Origin of the sequence: Candidatus Thiosymbion oneisti, from assembly GCF_900092655.1 — a bacterium.
GTDB classification, from domain to species: Bacteria; Pseudomonadota; Gammaproteobacteria; order Chromatiales; family Chromatiaceae; genus Thiosymbion; species Thiosymbion oneisti.
On sequence record NZ_FLUY01000418.1, the window covers coordinates 1 to 17,349 of the forward strand.

The following is a 17,349-nucleotide window of genomic DNA, read 5'->3' on the forward strand; positions in this document are numbered from 1 at the left end:
TTCAGTCGGCGGTTGAGTCCGCCGAGGGCCACTTTAGTGGCCCAACCTACCAGCTTCAGCTGGTAGTGGTTGAGTTTTCCGAGTTTCGTTATTTTTGCAGATCCTTATAAATCAATAAGTTACCCTGCAATGTGACCAAAGTAGATGTGGCCTGGCTAGTCGCCCAGAGCTTTCGGCGCTGACACACTCGCCCGGGTGGCGAAATTGGTAGACGCAAGGGACTTAAAATCCCTCGACTTCGGTCATGCGGGTTCGAGTCCCGCCCCGGGCACCAAGTTGGTTACTAAAAAAATCGGGTAGTGCCTAACAGGTGGTAATGAACTTCCCGCTGAGCCTTTTCCTGCTGCGCTGGGGTAATTACAGGATCACTCCATATTAAGCACCACCATTTTGTTTTTCATCTATGCAAGCAGGTGTGTCGTCACCACCGCCTCGAGACTCATTGGCGACGCCGTGGGGCACATGGCCCGTCGCCACCAGGGCGCCGGCGGCATCGCAATGGGCGCGTTGATCGTCGAAGAAGAAATCGGCGTTGAACGCCTTGAGAAAGAGTCCCTTGTCGAGACCGCCGAGAAACAGAGACTCATCGATCCGGATCCCCCAGGCCCGCAGCGTCCGGATGATCCGCTCGTGGGAGGGCGCCCCGCGAGCGGTAATCAGCGCCGTGCGCAGGGGGGAATCGTCCGCCGGGAACAGACTCTGGATCTCATGCAGGGCAGCCAGAAAATCCTTGAAGGGCCCCTCCCGGAGCGGCTTGTGGGCGGCGGCGCGCTCGCTGGCGTTGAAGACCTCCAACCCGTGCCGACGGTAGACCTGCTCCGCCTCGTCCGAAAAGAGCACCGCATCCCCGTCGAAGGCAATGCGTAGCTGCTGCGCTTCCGCATCCCCCGAGAAGCGTCCGAGCGGCAGGATGGTGGCTGCGGCACAACCGGCATCCAGGGCCATGCGCACGTCGTTCGGGTCGGCGGAGAGAAACAGATGGGTCCCGAAGGCGGAGACATAGCTGTAGGGGCTACACCCCCCGGTGAAGGCGGCGCGGGTGATGTCGAGCCCGTAATGGCGGATGGAGTTGAAGACCCGCAGGCCGGTATCCGAGCTGTTGCGGGAAAGCAGGATCAGCTCCACCTGACCGCGCTCGCCGAGGCGCTCGTTGAGCGCCAGGAGCTTCTTCGCCATAGGAAAGGCAACCCCTGGCTCCAGCACGTCCTCCTCGTGCTCGATCTGGTACCGGCAGTAGGCCTCCACGCCCTCGGTCTCGAACACCCGGTGGGATGCCCCGAGATCGAACAGCGCCCGGGACGAGATGGCCACCACCAGCCGTATCGGACCGGGATTGCGATCGGTCGATTCATCACCTGAGCTACTCATACCAGGACCCTGGTACCTCGTTTCATCGAAGTTTTATGGTGAACCGGTCCCTGTCATTTCGACCGCCGGGAGCTGTCATCTGTGGACGGCGGCGTGCCTGACGCTTAGCTTCATGTTTCAATCGGTTCAACGGAGGTAAAATAGACGACCGCTATGAAAAACTTCATCGAGCTGATCCAGGGGTGCCTTACCGATGTCCGGGAGATTATGCCCTGGGACCTGGAGGAGCGCCTGCAGGAAAACCCGGATCTGCTGATCCTGGATGTGCGTGAGCCCTATGAGTTCGACGCCATGCATATCTCCGGTTCCCTCAATGTCCCCCGCGGCATACTGGAATCCGCCTGCGAGTGGGAGTACGAGGAGACGGTACCGGAGTTGGTACAGGCACGGGAGCTTGAAATCGTAGTGGTTTGCCGCTCCGGGTACCGGAGCGTTCTCGCTGCCCATTCCATGCAGCTGCTGGGATACAAGGACGTGGTCTCGCTCCAAACCGGGCTGCGGGGCTGGAAGGACTATGAGCAGCCTCTGGAGGATGCACAGGGCCGGCCTGTCGATCTCGACGACGCGGACCTGTATTTTGCACCGCGGGTCCGGCCCGATCAGATGAGACCTGCTGCAGACCAAGGCAAGCGGGTATAAAGCTTCCTGAGTGGTGGTTAATATTTAAATGATTTGTTGGGCACGCCGCCGCCCAAAGATGCGGTTTGCTGCCTACCTGCCCCCTGTCTGCCGTACCGGCACAGGCAGGCGTTCCTGGGGCGGTAGGCAGGCGCTCACCACATCCTACCGGCTTTGCCCAACCTACGAGCTTCGCCCCTCTGCCGCAGGCCAGAGCAAGCGCGTATAAAGCTTCCTGAACAGGATGGGGGTGATTCGTCGTTTTCTTTTCATCCGTAGCCGGAAATCCATGGGGGACAGGTATATCAATCGTCCCATCGTGGGGCTCCCCGCCGGTGTTTGGTTTGGGCACGTCGGCGTTTGAGCTCCAGCCTACGTTCATTCGACATCCGCGTCGGTTTGGTTCTCTTACGCGGTTTTGATTGGTGACTGGCCTTGCGTATCAGCTCGATCAGACGCTCTAAGGCGTCCTCCCGGTTGCGTTCACGGTTGCGAAAACGGTGGGCCTCGAGCGTGAGAATACCCGCGTTGCTCACCCGTCGGCCGGCGAGGCGAATCAGTCGCCGCTTGACGGGTACCGGCACGGACGGAGAACACCCGACGTCGAACCGCAACTGGACCGCGGTTGCGACCTTGTTGACCTTCTGACCACCGGGACCAGGGGAACGGATGAAGCGTTCCTCAAGCTCCGAATCGTCGAGACAAATGCTTGGGGTGATGGGGATCATTCCAGGGGTGTCTATCGAACGATGAGTGAGCAACAGGCCTTCCGAGCCTATAAGCTTACTACCGACCCCAAGGCCATGATGCGAAATCATGGAGACCGGTTCGTCGAGCCGATTGCGACAACCCTCAGGTAGACTTGGAAGGAAACGGGCCGCACAATAATCAACCTTTTCGAGATTTCCGGCACACCAGGGCAGGCGCGCGTCTCGATACCCACCTTAATTAATAGGAACACTGAGCACAATACCCGTCTCCGTCCGCGGCGAGGCGCACAAGGACTGAGCGGGGGGCATCTCAAGTCATGCATCAGGATTTCGAACACATCGTCATCGGTGCCGGTATCAGCGGGCTTGGCATGGCCCACCGAGCGGTGAAGCGCGGGGTCTCGACCCTGGTTCTGGAAGGGGAGGACCGGGTGGGCGGCTGTATGAACAGCCGGACCTTCCCCGGTTGCGGTGACTTTTGGATTGAGGCCGGCAGTCACACCTGCTTCAACAGTTATGGCCATTTGCTCGACACCCTGAGAGATCTGGAACTCTTAGAGCGCCTGACGGCCAAAAGGAAGCTGAGCTACCAGCTTTGGCACGACAATGAGCGCAGGTCCATCGTCTCCTCGCTGCACCCCTGGGACCTGATCCGCTCGCTTCCTCGGCTGTTCACAGGTACCAAGGCAGGCAAGGGTGTTGCCGAGTTTTTCGGCGCAGGGCTCGGCCGCCGCAACTATCGGGATCTGTTCGGGCCCGCCTTCCGGGCCGTCGTCTGCCAGGAGGTGGACGACTTTCCCGCCGACCTGCTGTTCCGCCGTAAGCCCAGACGGAAGGAGATCATGCGCAGCTTCACTTTCCCCGGCGGGCTGTCGGACGTTCCGCAGGCCATCGCCTGCCGGGAGGCACTGGAGGTCCGCACCGGGCAGCGGGCATCCAGGGTAGTGCGCGAAGGCGACGGCTACCAAGTCCTGACGGCGGCGGGGGACCTGTTCAAGAGCCGCTACTTGAGCTTGGCGGTACCGCCGGATGCTGCCGCGGTCCTGCTACCGGAGGAGCTGGAGGAGCTGCGGGATCTGGTCGGCGGTATCGGTATCGCGGCGATCGAGACGCTGGTGGTCTGCGTACCCGCCGCGGCGCTTAAGCACCTGCCGGCCTTGGCGGGCCTGATCGCTGTCGACGATGCCTTCTACTCCATGGTCTCCCGTGACTATCTGCCCGACCGGCGTTACCGTGGCTTCGCTTTCCACTTTCGGCCCCGGGTGCTGGATGCGGACGCCCAGATGGATTGCATCTGCCGGGTGCTCGGGGTCGCCCCGGAACGGATTGCCGGGCTGTGCCGGGTCTCGAACCGGCTGCCGGCACTGCGTGCCGGCCACCCGGATCTGGTGCGGAAGGTGGATGCCCTACTGGCCGACGGCCGTTTGGCCGTGACCGGCAACTGGTTTTTCGGTGTGTCTATCGAGGACTGCTTGACCCGGAGTCACCAGGAGTGTGAGCGCCTGTTTCCAGGTTGATCCAAAATCCAATCCCAATCGGAGCAAATAGCCGTGCGTAACACCCTGTTCGTCATAGTCCTATGCGGCCTTTTCGCCACCGCGACAGCGGAGGAGATCGGAACCGTCAGCACCAAGTTCAAATGGCTTGGACCCAATGACAAGATCGCGGTGGAGGTCTTCGAGGACCAGGGCGTCCCCGGCGTCGCCTGCTATCTGAGCCGGGCCAAGACCGGCGGTATCAAGGGTGCCATCGGGGTCGCGGAGGACACCTCCGACGCCTCCATCGCCTGCCGCCAGATCGGCCCCATAAGGCTGACCGACGAGGTCCGCACCGGCAAGGCCGACGGCGAGGAAGTATTCAAGAAACGGACCTCCCTCATCTTCAAATCCATGCAGGTGGTGCGCTTCTTCGACTCGCGGCGCAATGTGCTTATCTACCTCACCTACAGCGACCGCGTCATCGAGGGCTCGCCCAAGAACAGCATCTCAGTGGTGCCCGTCCAACCCTGGCCCGATTCGGGAGCCATCGGCATGGAGATATCTGCCCAGGCACCGGATTCCTAAGTACAGAAGCTCTCCGATTACCGGTAATATTGAACCAGCAGTACTCGGCTCGAGCCATTAACGGAAGATTTAGCCGCAAATAAACGCGAATAAACGCAAATCGGTCGAAGTTGGTTCGCCATCATCAATGGTTCTTGATCCATTTGCGTTTATTCGCGTTCATTTGCGGCAAAAATTTATGTTAGCGTTTTGGCGTGCTGGTGTTGATCGCATTCAATGATATGGTTCGCAGATGGAGAGAAACTATGAAAACGGGACTAGTGATCATTGACATGCTGAACGATTTCCAGGATGGCGTGCTTGCAAATCCGGCAGCGGACGAAATCGTAGAGCCGCTGAAGAGACTCATCGACGCCGCGCGTGCAAATGACGATTGGGTGGTCATATATGGCAACGATGCCCACAAGCCCGGCGATCTCGAATTCGAAGTTTTTGGCGAGCATGCGGTTGCCGGTACCCACGGTGCGGCGGTGATCGATGCGATCGCACCGCAGGAGGGCGATGAAATCGTCAACAAGCGATACTATTCGACGTTCACGGAGACCGATCTCGACTCAATTTGCAAGGTTTACGGGATTGATCGATTAGTCATTGTGGGGCAACACACCGATTGCTGTGTCAGGCACACATCATACGACGCCTATGTGCGGGGCCTTAAAGTCGTGGTGGTTTCAGACGCGACCTGCGTATTTGCGCCGCTGTCCGAACAACCCCATCAAGAGAGAAACCAAGCGGCGCTCGACTACCTCAAGACGATATACGGAGCAAGAATCGTCAGCACCGACAAACTGCTCTCCGAGATGAAATGAAATAAAGAGGCGGTCTGAGATTCCTGGAGGACTGGGGCGGCGCGGCAGCGGGAAAACATGGACGAACCCTTGGGTATCCCCATAAATTGATTCGCATGATTCGTAGTTTGTGCCTACGCCGTCAAAGGCTTTGCCATAGTCGCGTTGAAGATGACCACCGCCAAGAAGGGGCCTGGGCTCTGGACCGCCGCCATGGTTCACGGCGGCTCCCTGGCCGATGCCGAGCGGATCAACCGGCGGATCCTGGCTACCTTTACCGATCTGACTGAGGCTGACTTCTCCCGCCGTACCCATTTCTTCGGTGGCCGCTTCGAGAACCTGTATCTGGATCGCGACCGCATCCCTGAGCTGCGGATCATCCTCGGCCAGGCAGAACGTTGGGCGCGAGAGATCCTGGACTGGGACGACCAACCCTTACGCTATGGATTCTGGTTCAACGCCCAAGGACCCGGTCAATCCACCTCTGAGCACACCCATGAAGAGCTCGATGAGCTGCTGTCAGGGGTCTACTACCTCAGCGCCCCTGAGCACTCGGGAGACCTCATCCTCCGGGACGGGCGCCTCTCGATCCACGTAACACCCGAGGCCGGGCTATTCCTCTTCTTTCCTCCGAGCCTGAGCCATCGGGTGGAAACCAACCGCAGCGACGCCCTGCGCTTGTCCCTGGCCTTCAACTTCGGACCCCTTTAAGCGGTTTCGGCAATCGGCCCGCAGTTTGAATCTTTGAACCGCAAAGGCGCGTAGGATGCGGTGAGCGCCTGCCTCCCACCCCGGAAATGCCTACCTATGCCGGCGCTACCTGTTCCCCTGGGATGGGATAGGCACGGTAGACGGGGGGTAGGCAGTGAACCGCATCTACGGGCTACCATTGTTCAACCCCCATTGTTTTTGTCATCCCCGGCGCTGGATTCCAACAACCCCTAACGGAATAACGAGGTAGGAGCCGAACGAACCGGCCTCATAATCCTTGAGGTTAATGGCATTTGCCCCCATTCGGAAATGGCTAAAACATTCAGCAGGGAACCGCTGAAAACCACGAATCCCGCGAGTCAAAATGCGTGCGCGATGCTATTAAGAGGCTGTCTAAAAAAGAGCCGTAGGCCAGAGTCCGGAGTAAGTTGGGTTGAGGAACGAAACCCAGCATTTACAGGCCAGCCTGGTTTGCTTAGAGGCTGTCTAAAAACCAACACATTTTCGGCTGGCTCCCCACGCTCCAGCATCGATTAAGCGCCTCGGTAGGCTAACCGCCAACGCCGGTCAGCACCGAGGAGCTGAATCCGCTGGAGCGGACACAACGGCGTTCCCAAAGCGCGAATTTGCAGATTTTATGTCCTAAAATCAGTATCTTAATTTTTAGACAGCCTCTTAGGTCTCGTTCCTTGACCCTAACCAAACAGCTTCTAAAGTTAAATGTCAACAGGCCCTAGCGCCCCGCGCTCAGCTCCATGCGATCCACGTCGGCCAGGGTCACGGGACGGCCGTCCAGGGTGGTGAAGCGACGGTCCTGCACATGGGCCCGCCGCGCCTGGTAGGTTGTCACATTGCCGGTATTCGCGTTGATAACCCGTACCGTCACGACCTCCCGTCCCGATTGATAGTCCAGGTACAGCCAGAGCAGACTACCCGCTACCATGACGGCCACCAGCCCGTAGGCAATGACCTTCAGGATTCCCGGCGATACTACCTGGGTGAGCGGACGCAGAGGCGGAGCGGTGGTCGGTTTGCGGTCGTACTGCATCCGGGCGCGGATGACATAGTAGGCACCCAGGATCACCGCGACGGTTAGGAGGATCTTGCCGAACATGGGCGAGTAAGGTAACACGTCCGCCAGTGGCCGGTCATATAACCGGTTGCTTCCGGCATTGGCGAGCTTGGCCGGACCCCGCTATGGTTGCTCCAGCGGTATCTCGCAGCCGATGATCCATTCACCGCTGGCGTCCATGAAGCGCGTCGCCTGGAAGCCGTCGCCTAAAAGCCATCAATGGCGCAGCGGATAGCGGCACAGGCGCCCGGTGCGCTCGAGCCCACGCCGGTGACCAGGTCGGTTCCGGAGGTGGCGAGGGGCTGCGCAGTCACGCCTCGTCTACGCGCGGGCGCCGATCACGCCTCTGGCGCTCCAGGGTGCTTCATCGCTTCCTGTACCAGCCCCTGTTGCTGGCGGAAACCGGGGGCACGGGTCTCGAAGAGGGGAGCATCGGGCCGTAACAGGGCAAGCTCCAGCGTCGCGGCCCTGCGTTGCCGCTGGCTCCCGGTCTCCAATACTCGCTGACACTGGGCCTCGCTAATGGGTTCGCCCGAAAGATAGCGCGTCCCGGCGTGGAAGCGCGCGCTGTTCGTGTCCCACCAGGCCTTGATCGGCCCCGGATTCGGCCACGGCAGGTCCTCATCCGGGTCCAGGGCTACATCCTCGTCCTCCGGGTGCTCGGTCGGACCGGCCTCGAAACCCTCAGGCGCATCCTGTTCCAAGTCCTCGTCGGCGATATCCAGGCCCGTGATCAGGCTCAGGGCCTCGCCGGCGACGCGCGCCAGGTCCGGTGCCTCCTCCATCCGGGTAATGAGCCAGGGGATATAGACGGGATCGCCGCTGACCCCACAGCCAATGACGAGTTCTCTCCGGCGCTCGGGGTATTGCGCCAACACCTTCAGCCAATCGCCGGCGTTGGCCGGGGGAAGGACGCGCGGCACCACCTGGAGCGCGCGTGGGCCGAGCGGCGGGTCCGACACGGCGATGGATTGCAACGCCGACACACCCTCTCCACGGTCGCCGAGCAGCACCGCCGACCAGGCAGCCCAGAATCCGCAGGTCGGGTCCTCCGAACGCATCTGCCCGCGCAGGTCGGGCAGCAGATCCCGTCTGGCCGTCTCCCCCGCGGCGCGCAGGGCACGTGCCCGCAGTGTCGGGTCCGGGTCATCGAGCGCCTGGGACAGGTGTTTCCCGCAATCGACCCGATGGACCGCGCAGGCGGCGATACCGATGCGTCGCCACAACGGAGAATCTGATTCCAACAGCCCCGCGACCTTACCGCCCAGCTTGTCCGGTGCGGTCCAGCCGAGGGCGGAAATGAAACCGCGCGCGGTCTCTGGAGTGGCCTCCACGGCGGCACAGACCTGCTCGATACGCCGCGGGTCCTCCCCTTCCAGGGCGATCACCGCCGCGGCGAATACCTCACCGCTTTCTTCCTGTTGCAGCCCCTCGACACAACAGGACCAGCCCGCGTCTCCGGCAACCCGCAGACCCTCGATGTGGGCCTCGACGCGGCTGTCGAGCTCCGCCAGATCGGCCAGGGAATAGTGGGGCGCGGAGACGGCGACATCCCGCAACAGCCAGAGAAAGGCCGCTTCTTCGGCGTGCTGGGAGACAATCGGTGCGATGATGGACATGCTTATTCTACTTTGCCGCATTTTATCCTGACTGGTTGATTTTATAGCTCCCTTGTTTCCGAATATTCCTTGATAGTCAGTAGGTTAACATGTAATGCGGCAAAATAGAATCAGGTGTAGATCTCCGACAGCGCGATATCTAATGCAACGGATTGGAACGAGAGCGATCCGCTCAGCCTCTGGTAGGTCTCGTGCTCCCACCCGGCTGTGCGACGATAGACCTCGACGGAAGGGATATCCTGAGCAACCAGCACATACTCCTGCAAAGCCGCGAGGCTTTGATAGGCGAGTCGTTTATCGCCTCGATCATACTCCTGGGTGCTGGACGATAGGACCGCGATAACCAGCGTCGGATCGGTCTTGAAAAAGGGATCTCCCCGCTCAGTTGCACAGCGTACGAACAGATCCGGGTACAAAAAGTCGTCTCCGACCCGGATCTTCAGATTGCTCCCGTAGACCCGGCAACCACTACCTTTCAGATGACCATGTAAGATTGCCAGCAGATTGGCCGCGATCTCCTCATGCCGATCACTGGCGCCGGTTATGGCATACAAGCACCCATCGATCAGCTCATGACGGAGCTTACTTGTCTGCTCGAAGGCCAGATAATCATCGACCGACATGCGCGACAGGGACTCGACAGCGATCATCTGTAACCCAATGCCATTAAGTTAAGCCTCAAAGCCCCTCTCCCGGCGGGAGAGGGAGCATAGCGGCCAGTGCTGTTGGTCATGTTCCAACTTAGATATTAACCACTACCCGATATTGGACACCGGGCCAATTGACACTGCTGCCAGTGTAGATGTGAGCTTGGCAGGCTACAAAAGCGGGTTCGGAGCGAGCGCATCCTGTAGACCTCCCCGAAAACATGGCCTTGTAGGGTGGGCTGTGCCCACCGGAACTCGTGTTTTGAATCCGCAGATTACACAGAGTTCCACAGATTGTTTCGTTTTTCATCTGTGAACGTCTGCGTAAGCTACGGATGTTGAGTGATCCGCGGAATCGTAGCGCCGTCTTCGATCCACAGCTTTGGTCCGCACAGCGGACCCTACGACTTGTGGTTTCGGGGGAAAAAGTATCATCCTTTTCTGCTCGGTGCGGCGCTGCATCCAAAGCGGCAACGGGTTTGTGCACAGGCCGGCACCTCGGTTACGTCAGAGACCGCGGGTTCCGGTAGCTGTCAGGGTCATGTCACCGCCGCACGTTAAAACTTCCGGTGGACCACCCCGGTCCGGAAGGTGCAGCAGGACGTTGCCGCCTTGCAGCACAACACGGCCGACATGTAATACACCGAACCATTCATGTGTGGCGGGTATACTTGAACGCGACCAAGGCAAAGCCTTTGGCTATTTGATGTTTCCGTTAAACGCGCACAAAGGTGCCAGGCGATGGGTGAGGTCAGAGTAAGGGTAACGATGAGGAATTTTGTCGATGTGGCGCTGGCAGAACGTGGTTCAGGTCGTATCGAGGATGTTCCCACCACCCACCTCGACTGTCTGGTCGACACCGGCGCGTTGATGGTACTACTGCCGGAGGACGAGGTTGGGAAGTTCGGTCTCAGCCGGGGCGGACGCGTCATTGTGACCTATGCGAACGACCACCGTGAGGAGTTACCGACAGCTCGAGGTCTGGAGATTTCTCTGCTGGGCCGCTCCATGGTGACGGACTGTGTGATCGGACCGCCCTTGTGCGAGCCACTGATCGGTCAACTCGTGCTCGATGAGCTGGACCTGATTGTGGACTGTGCCCGCAATAGGCTCGGTCCGCGACCGGAATCTCCGAATCTGCCGCTGTTAAAGCTGAAAGGCTCGACACATACCCGATAGCCTGATTCACCAACAGGTCAGCAGCTGAAGGCATACCCGCAGAGATGAATCATCACGCGGCATCAAGCACCTTCAGCTCGACTGCATCCGGCAGGTCGACAACCACAAAGTAATCCCGCGGATAGATGTAATCTTCCCCGGATTCGTCGATTATGCGGATTTGGTCATGTATCTCTGCATCCGAATCCTGTAGCACTTCGTAGAGCTTCCGCTTTTCCAGGGAGACTTGGTAGTTATCGTTTCGGATGCAGATCGCGAATAGATGGTCGGCCATAGTGTTTAGTCCAGATAGCGTTTGATTTTGAAATCTTTCTTGCCGATTCCCGACGCCTCATACCAGTGCAATTCAGCAACACGGATGGTTCCATCGGGTAGTCGGATTTCAGCAATGCCTTTGCGTTTTCTCCACCGGCCAGGGCCATATGTCCTACGCAGCCGTTGCAATTCTCGTATACCGGACCCTGTAGCAAAAGTCTCGGTCCTTTGGATATTGCTGAGGAGTTCGAAGTGCATTCCGCGACATCAGGTTCCCGTACCAGAAAAGCCGAACACCATCGCGGTCCGTTTCCCGTCATCATTGCCCAGATGGAACAGGATCCGGTGTCCTTTGCTGTATCCCTTGCGGCAGGCCGCGTCGATCACCGCGATCATGACGCCCCCGATGGCGGCCCCCACCTCACCGATACAATCCGCCGGGTGCCAGAGCGCGAATTCCTCTTTGGGCGTGCGCAAGATGCGCGACAGGGCCAGTGTCGCTTCCCTGAATCGGTATTGGCTGCCGGAAATATCGGTGATGCGAAAATCCAGATCGCTCGGCTCGCACCCTGCGTCCGCGAGGGCGTCCCGAATCGCCTTGACCAGGCCATCCGCCCGCAGTGGTTCCTCCGAGTCCTCGGTGGCCGGTTCGACCCCGAACCCGAGTCCCCGGCAGATTAACTGGGGGGCGCCTGCGGGTCGGGGGGCTTGAAGCAAGAGGGCAGACGCCGCCTCGCCGGGGATAAAGCCGTCCGAATTCTGGCTGGTCAGCAGCAACCCCCGTTTCTCGCAGGCCTGGAGCGTCGATCCTATAAGAAGGCTGTCGACGCCCGCGACTAAGACTCGTGGGATGCGCGCTTCGTAGATCAGCCGCCGCGCCTGGCGCAGGGCGACCACCGTGCCGACCCGGCCGTACTCGATGACCAGGGATTTTTCATGAAACCGGATGCCGAGCTCCGTGCTGACCTGGTGCGCTACCTGGTCCGTCAGTTGGTCCAATCGGCCTGGCCGGTCCGCCTCCGCGAAGCACAGCAGGATGGGTACCGCTTCCAGCTCGAGCTGGGGAACTGTCGCCGCGCATTCCTGCACTGCCATGGCAAGCATCTTGACTAGCTTGGTCGTACCCCGCCACGGCTGCTCCAGCGGCACCTCGCAGCCGATGATCCAGTCACCGCCGGCGTCCCTGAAGCGCGTCTCCTGAAAGCCGTCGATGGCGCAACGAATGGCGGCACAGGCGGCCGGTGCGTACAGGCCCACGCCGGTGACCAGACCGGTGCCGACGACGGCAAGGGGTTGTCCGGTCATGCCTCCACCTCTTCTGCCTGGGCCTGGCGCCGCCGTTCGCGGACCAATTCACCCAGGGTGCGATAGTAGTCCTTGCCCAGCGCCCGTGCCCGCCACCAGCCGCGGGGCATCTGTCCGGCCAACACCTGAACGATCTCGAAGAGGTTCTTCCGCAATGAAATACTGGCACGCCAGGTGAGGGTGAAGCGCCCCTCATCGGGCTCCAGCACGATGGTGTCGATCACGCCCCTGGTTTCCGTCCGTTCCCCCTGCTTGGGGAAGAAGACGATGGGCATGTCTACTTGTGGCAGGCGAAAGCCGGTGCGACCTTCAGGCGTCAGGTTCAGCAGAAACACCTCCTCGCCCCCGGTAGGATAGGGTAGCTGTTGGTCGGCAGGCGCGGCTTGATAGTAGTCGTCCCGGAAATCTGCCGGTAAGAACGGAGCGACCTTGTCGAGCCAATCCTGGTCATAGGTGCCGGCGAGTTGCAGGCGCGGCGGCCAGCCGCGGCCGAGGGGTCCGAACGCCATGGGTCGGTAATTGCCGTCCGGCTTTTTGACCGGTGTTTTAATCGCTTCGGTGTTCGGCATCGGAGTGCCGTCCACCAGTCCTCGCTTGAGCTCGGCGTGATAGCCGCGCCCGATGGGATTGGGCAGGTAGGCGGCGTGTCTGCTGGAGTCCGGGTGAAAGTTGTCGATGCCGCCGAAGGCCCGGTCGTAGCTGATGGGCATTCGCTCGAATTGTCGAATATAACTGCCTGGCCGGATGCCGATGCCCACCTGCCAGAGCCGGTCGCCGACGACCCGGAAGGTCTTGCTGATGGGACCGAGCTTGAACCCCACCTGAACCCGCTCGGTGGGCCTGCCCTCCGGGGCATAGGCACTGCCGAGCAGCAGGACATCGCAGCGGGGCTTGCGCAGGGGATAGTCGGACTCATAGACAGGGGCCGAAAGCCCCGGCTCGCCGGTGAAGGTATCCGCTTCCACCAGCGGGAGCTGTGCTTCCGCCGGCTCCGGTTCCTGACCGGCAGCAGGAATGGTGAAGGTGCCCTTGACGGCGACCACCAGATGTTCACGGCCACTCGGCTCTACGCCGAGGGCATAGCCCGCCTGCATGCCGGTGGCGTTGATTAGATCCATGGGGTGTTAGAGGCGGTGATCGAATTTCAGAGTGATCCGCCCGAATCGATCCCATAGGGTGCATAAAGGATCTTCCACTTCACACCGTCGAATACCGCGACCTTGTCACCGCCGCCAAGCAATAACAATTCTCCATCAGTACTCAAGGAATGCAGTGCCGCCGGAGCTAGGATGCCTTCTCCTTCTATAGACACCGGCATGGAAACCAGATCGATGGCCTCCTCGCTGGCACCACCCGCGCGCAGTAGTTTTTGAACCCGTTCGTTGATCTTCGGCTCCGGTCCTTCCTCGCCGGGATTCGGCACTAGTCCCGCCAATCCAGGGGTGCGTCGGACCCGACCCTCGAAGTATTCCCACACCCCTTGGTTCGTAGCCATATAGAGTCGGTCCCTATACCAAGCCATGCATCTGATCCGGGCCCCCATGCCGGCGTATTCGCGGCCCCCCGGGACACTGAATCCTTCGGTATCCTCGCCGACCACTTGCCACAAGTCGCCACGTCCCTCGATCAGCATCCCATCTTTCCCGCCGACATAGACCTTGCCGTTCCCGGCGCAGCAGATGGCCGCAAGATACTGGTTGGTGGGACAGTCGATCACCTCCCAATGCCGGCCGTCATAGTGACACAGATCGCCTTTCCCGCCACAGGCATAGAGATCGTCAGCGGCAAACCCATCGATGTCCTCAAAACCGAAATCCCAGCCCTGCCGGTCTTCTTCGTCCCGGACCGCCAGGTCGTTGCCGGAGAGACAGGTCCAGTCGCCGGGGCCCTCACGGCGAAAGACGGTACGCAGGGTACCTGCTATGTAGGCCTGTCCCGCGATCTCCCGCACCCGCAGCACGGATACATTGGGGATAAGGGGGATCGGCTCTTCGAAATCAAAACCACTCCCTGAGTTGGTATCCCCCGTTTGGGATATCACTTGACCGTCGAAATCCACCACGACGATAGGGCCATTAGGCGGCGGCAGGACACACGACTTGGCCTTGTATACGTTGCGGAATGCGTCGTATCCCCATATCCGTTCCGTTTTGGGATAGTAGAAACCGGCACGAAAGAGTATATCGACATCCTCATCATCCCTATATGGAGGGTTCTGAAACAGAATGTAGATACAGTCTCGGCTGCGGATCGAACAATCGACAATCGAGAACCCCCGCAGGCGCTCACGCATTTCCTCATAAATACCAATTCTCATGGATTTCTCCCATATGGTTTTAAAGAGACCTCTCTTTAACGAAGTCTATCATCGCCCTTAGAACCCTTTGGTCTTCCACCCTTCGTACCCACTGCCCGAACTTTGAAGTTCTCGTCTCCACATGCCTTCTTATAATAGTTATCCAATTGGGCTTCAATGCAGTCCCGATCGCAATGTCCGAAGACATTATTATGGGAATCCAGGGCAATTTCCTTCGCCTTTCTATAGCTTATCTCTTTACCTTTGATTTTGTCCGTTTGTCCCTCGATAAAGTCATGGAACTCTTGATGCGTCCCACCTCGGCTGTGGTGGGTACCCTCGACACAGACGCAAGGCGCCTCGCCTGCATCGTAGCCAGGGCAATCCTTAGCTTCCTTGAACCAGGAATCTGCAATCAGGTGATGCGGCGTCTGGCCCAAACAACAACCACTATTTTTGTCCCCCCATTTTTTCGATTGCTTGCTCTTCGTGCGAGGCACCAGCATACATTTGCGGGCCCGTAGGCAGGGGTTGAATCTGGCAACCTTCGCCTGCGCATCGGCAAGCAATTCCAGCGTATATCCTTCTTCCTTTACTCGTTCCTTTATCCGTTCGATTTCCTTGGGCAGCTGTTTCAGGTTTTCGATATCTTTTTCCAGCTCAGCAAGGAATTCCGGCACGTCTGGGAGCTTGTCTACTACCGATACAATGTCGGAGACCTTCAGAATAGGACCGATGTATGGTATCTTCCTTGAGAGCTTTTTCCAAAATGAACCTCCCAACTTCTCATCGAGTTCATTGAGTACTGCTTCCTTGGTGTCCTGTAGGGCCTCTTTCAGCTGTTTCTCAACATCAAAGAGCTCGTTGAGTTCCTGCTCGATCTCGGCTGGAGTCTTCTTTGACGACGGCGACAACGTTAGGCCTTTGCAGTAGCTGTCCTTCCAGGCTCCAGGTTCCTTATTCGGGACCTTCTTTGCTCGTTTTCGTTTTCCTTCTTTCTTGGTCGGCTTACATTTGTTGTCGATTCTTTTTTTATCGCGTTTGCATTTGCGCTTCTCGGTGCTGGTATCGATATATTTCCACGTCCCGGTATTTCCCGGCACCGATCCATGGTTATGGGTGGTCAAATCCAGATGCCGAACCACATTCTTGCCCTCGATCTTCACATTCATCGACCAGGAGACAAAATAGACCTTGCCTCGGTTTACCCCGGAGACGACGCCCTTCTTCGCCGCGGATCCCGCCTCGTTCCCGGTCGATGTCTTGAAGTACGATTGATCTCTGAGCATCACTGGTTTGCCGGAGATCTTGACGGTCTTGCTCCCCTTAGTCGTGTCCTTGGCATAGCCGGTATTCGGATAAGGCACCGGCACGCCGGCCGGCGTCGCCGGGGTCTCCGGCGGCGTCATGCAGACATCGGGAAAGGCGCAGACGGATTTCCCCTCCGCCGCTTTGCAGGCGATCTCCCGCCCATTGGCAAAAACATTATTGGCCATCAGCTTGCCTCATACATCAGAAACTCAACCAGTCTGCACCGACCCACCCTTGATCCGATTGACGCCGGAGGAACGGCTCAGCAGATAGGCGCCCCGGATCAGGATCTTGCCCGCGCGGGTGAGGGTAATGCTGGATTTGCCGCATTTGAGGACGATCTCTTGCCGGGCGGAGAGGACTAGACGCTCGCCGTCCAGGTCGGCAGTGAATGGGGTCTGGGTATCGGTTTGGCGCTGCGGATGCCGGATCACCCCGATGACCAAGGGCAGGCGTGGGTCGCCGCCTTCGAATAAGAGGGCGACTTCGCGGCCCACGTCCGTGCCCTCAAGTCTGGTCGTAGCGCGGGCCTTGAGGGCCGTCTCCTGCGGATTGCCGGGGAAGGCGACAAGTGGCGCCCCGTCCTCGTGGAATCCGAGCAGGAGGCCGATGACAACGCCGTTGTAGCGCTCGGTGGTCTCGCTGAATTCCGCCCCGGTGGTCTGCGCTTGATCTTGGTTGCGGTTGGTTGCCATGGGTTCAGTTCTCCAGGACCTTCTTACCCTTGATGACGACGTTCTTACTCGCTTTCACGTTAATGCCGCCGGAGCCCTTGACGGTGATGTCCTTGCCCTGGATGGTGATGGTGCCATCCTTCTTCATGGAGATGCTGGCCTTGCCCGTCTTGATGGTGACCGAGTCTCCAGCATCGATCACCAGGTTCTTCCCCACCTTCAGGGAGTCGTCCTTGCCGATCGAGCCGCTGCGGTTCTCTCCTACGCTCAACGAATGATTCTTGCCGACGGTCTCCGACCAATCGGTTCCGACATTCTCGCTGAGGGTGGTGCCAATCGTGACATCCCGGCTCTTGCCGATCTGCTCGCTCAGACTATTGCCGACAGCGACACTCTGGTTCCTGCCGACAGTCACGGCCTGTTGACCGCCCACATTGACCGTTTCGTTGACGCCGACGGTGCGGGTACGGGTCTGGGCGACATTGATCATCTCGTTGGCGCCGACGGTTTCGGTGCGGTTACTGCCGATAGAGATGGTCTCGTTGCTTCCCACCTGCTCGATCCGGTCGACGCCGATGGTCGTGGTCTCGTTGCTGCCGACGGTCTTGGCACGGTCGTTCCCGATTTGGATGGTCTCGTTATTGGTGACATCCCGGCTGCGATCATGCAGCACATGCTCGCGCAGGTCGTGCTCGATGGTGCTGTCTTTGTCGAATTGACCATGCTCACGGAT

The 17,349-nt window shown here is 59.3% G+C and carries 18 protein-coding genes and 1 tRNA gene; 7 read left to right on the forward strand and 12 right to left on the reverse strand.

What is annotated here, in order from left to right; genetic code table 11:
- The first annotated feature begins 189 nt into the window (after positions 1 to 189).
- A tRNA-Leu gene (locus tag BQ17_RS03915) sits at positions 190 to 274 on the forward strand.
- A 101-nt stretch (positions 275 to 375) separates the two neighbouring features.
- On the opposite strand, the gene BQ17_RS03920 is transcribed toward BQ17_RS03915, so the two are convergent.
- Positions 376 to 1,368 (reverse strand): 5'-nucleotidase, encoded by a 993-nt coding sequence (locus BQ17_RS03920; RefSeq protein WP_089724462.1) that lies wholly within the window; start codon positions 1,366 to 1,368, stop codon positions 376 to 378.
- A 153-nt stretch (positions 1,369 to 1,521) separates the two neighbouring features.
- Between BQ17_RS03920 and BQ17_RS03925 the strand changes: the two genes are divergently transcribed.
- Positions 1,522 to 2,007: a rhodanese-like domain-containing protein gene (locus BQ17_RS03925; RefSeq protein WP_089724464.1), complete on the forward strand. Its 486-nt coding sequence runs from the start codon at positions 1,522 to 1,524 to the stop codon at positions 2,005 to 2,007.
- 284 nt (positions 2,008 to 2,291) lie between these two features.
- Here BQ17_RS03925 and arfB read toward each other — a convergent pair whose 3' ends face one another.
- Positions 2,292 to 2,714, reverse strand: a complete 423-nt coding sequence (gene arfB / locus BQ17_RS03930; protein WP_089724466.1) for an alternative ribosome rescue aminoacyl-tRNA hydrolase ArfB — start codon at positions 2,712 to 2,714, stop codon at positions 2,292 to 2,294.
- 299 nt (positions 2,715 to 3,013) lie between these two features.
- On the opposite strand from arfB, the gene BQ17_RS03935 reads away from it, so the two are divergent.
- From BQ17_RS03935 to BQ17_RS03950, 4 genes are all read left to right on the forward strand, one after another.
- The gene (locus tag BQ17_RS03935) at positions 3,014 to 4,213 is read left to right on the forward strand and encodes an FAD-dependent oxidoreductase (RefSeq protein WP_089724468.1); all 1,200 of its coding nucleotides are present in this window, start codon (positions 3,014 to 3,016) and stop codon (positions 4,211 to 4,213) included.
- A gap of 33 nt (positions 4,214 to 4,246) precedes the next feature.
- Positions 4,247 to 4,759 carry a CreA family protein gene (locus BQ17_RS03940; RefSeq protein WP_089724470.1) on the forward strand — a complete coding sequence of 171 codons (513 nt, stop codon included), beginning with the start codon at positions 4,247 to 4,249 and terminating at the stop codon, positions 4,757 to 4,759.
- Between the two features lie 245 nt (positions 4,760 to 5,004).
- Positions 5,005 to 5,568 (forward strand): cysteine hydrolase family protein, encoded by a 564-nt coding sequence (locus tag BQ17_RS03945; RefSeq protein WP_089724472.1) that lies wholly within the window; start codon positions 5,005 to 5,007, stop codon positions 5,566 to 5,568.
- Between the two features lie 150 nt (positions 5,569 to 5,718).
- Positions 5,719 to 6,258, forward strand: coding sequence for a putative 2OG-Fe(II) oxygenase (locus tag BQ17_RS03950; protein ID WP_089724474.1), 540 nt, complete (start codon positions 5,719 to 5,721; stop codon positions 6,256 to 6,258).
- Between the two features lie 733 nt (positions 6,259 to 6,991).
- Here BQ17_RS03950 and BQ17_RS03955 read toward each other — a convergent pair.
- From BQ17_RS03955 to BQ17_RS03965, 3 genes are all read right to left on the reverse strand, one after another.
- Positions 6,992 to 7,390 (reverse strand): hypothetical protein, encoded by a 399-nt coding sequence (locus tag BQ17_RS03955; protein WP_176722280.1) that lies wholly within the window; start codon positions 7,388 to 7,390, stop codon positions 6,992 to 6,994.
- Between the two features lie 278 nt (positions 7,391 to 7,668).
- Positions 7,669 to 8,949, reverse strand: coding sequence for a TIGR02270 family protein (locus BQ17_RS03960; protein WP_176722281.1), 1,281 nt, complete (start codon positions 8,947 to 8,949; stop codon positions 7,669 to 7,671).
- Positions 8,950 to 9,059: 110 nt separating this feature from the next.
- The gene (locus BQ17_RS03965) at positions 9,060 to 9,599 is read right to left on the reverse strand and encodes a Uma2 family endonuclease (protein WP_089724480.1); all 540 of its coding nucleotides are present in this window, start codon (positions 9,597 to 9,599) and stop codon (positions 9,060 to 9,062) included.
- A gap of 765 nt (positions 9,600 to 10,364) precedes the next feature.
- On the opposite strand from BQ17_RS03965, the gene BQ17_RS03970 reads away from it, so the two are divergent.
- Entirely contained in the window at positions 10,365 to 10,775 is a 411-nt protein-coding gene (locus tag BQ17_RS03970) for a hypothetical protein (protein WP_141699084.1), read from the forward strand.
- Positions 10,776 to 10,827: 52 nt separating this feature from the next.
- Here BQ17_RS03970 and BQ17_RS03975 read toward each other — a convergent pair whose 3' ends face one another.
- The 7 genes from BQ17_RS03975 to BQ17_RS21415 form a co-directional block, all read right to left on the reverse strand.
- On the reverse strand, positions 10,828 to 11,049 hold the full coding sequence (locus BQ17_RS03975) for a hypothetical protein (RefSeq protein ID WP_089724484.1): 222 nt from the start codon (positions 11,047 to 11,049) through the stop codon (positions 10,828 to 10,830).
- 248 nt (positions 11,050 to 11,297) lie between these two features.
- On the reverse strand, positions 11,298 to 12,335 hold the full coding sequence (locus tag BQ17_RS03985; protein ID WP_089724486.1) for a 3-oxoacyl-ACP synthase: 1,038 nt from the start codon (positions 12,333 to 12,335) through the stop codon (positions 11,298 to 11,300).
- The gene (locus BQ17_RS03990; RefSeq protein WP_089724488.1) at positions 12,332 to 13,453 is read right to left on the reverse strand and encodes a DUF2169 family type VI secretion system accessory protein; all 1,122 of its coding nucleotides are present in this window, start codon (positions 13,451 to 13,453) and stop codon (positions 12,332 to 12,334) included. Before BQ17_RS03990 ends, BQ17_RS03985 begins: the two co-directional genes overlap by 4 nt.
- 26 nt (positions 13,454 to 13,479) lie before the next feature.
- Positions 13,480 to 14,652: a hypothetical protein gene (locus BQ17_RS03995; RefSeq protein ID WP_141699085.1), complete on the reverse strand. Its 1,173-nt coding sequence runs from the start codon at positions 14,650 to 14,652 to the stop codon at positions 13,480 to 13,482.
- Positions 14,653 to 14,687: 35 nt separating this feature from the next.
- Complete coding sequence (locus BQ17_RS04000; RefSeq protein ID WP_089724492.1) at positions 14,688 to 16,127, reverse strand: PAAR-like domain-containing protein; 1,440 nt, start codon at positions 16,125 to 16,127, stop codon at positions 14,688 to 14,690.
- Positions 16,128 to 16,151: 24 nt separating this feature from the next.
- The gene (locus tag BQ17_RS04005; RefSeq protein ID WP_218068070.1) at positions 16,152 to 16,637 is read right to left on the reverse strand and encodes a DUF6484 domain-containing protein; all 486 of its coding nucleotides are present in this window, start codon (positions 16,635 to 16,637) and stop codon (positions 16,152 to 16,154) included.
- Between the two features lie 4 nt (positions 16,638 to 16,641).
- A partial coding sequence (locus BQ17_RS21415; RefSeq protein WP_439645637.1) for a bacteriophage T4 gp5 trimerization domain-containing protein occupies positions 16,642 to 17,349 on the reverse strand: 708 nt, incomplete at its 5' end.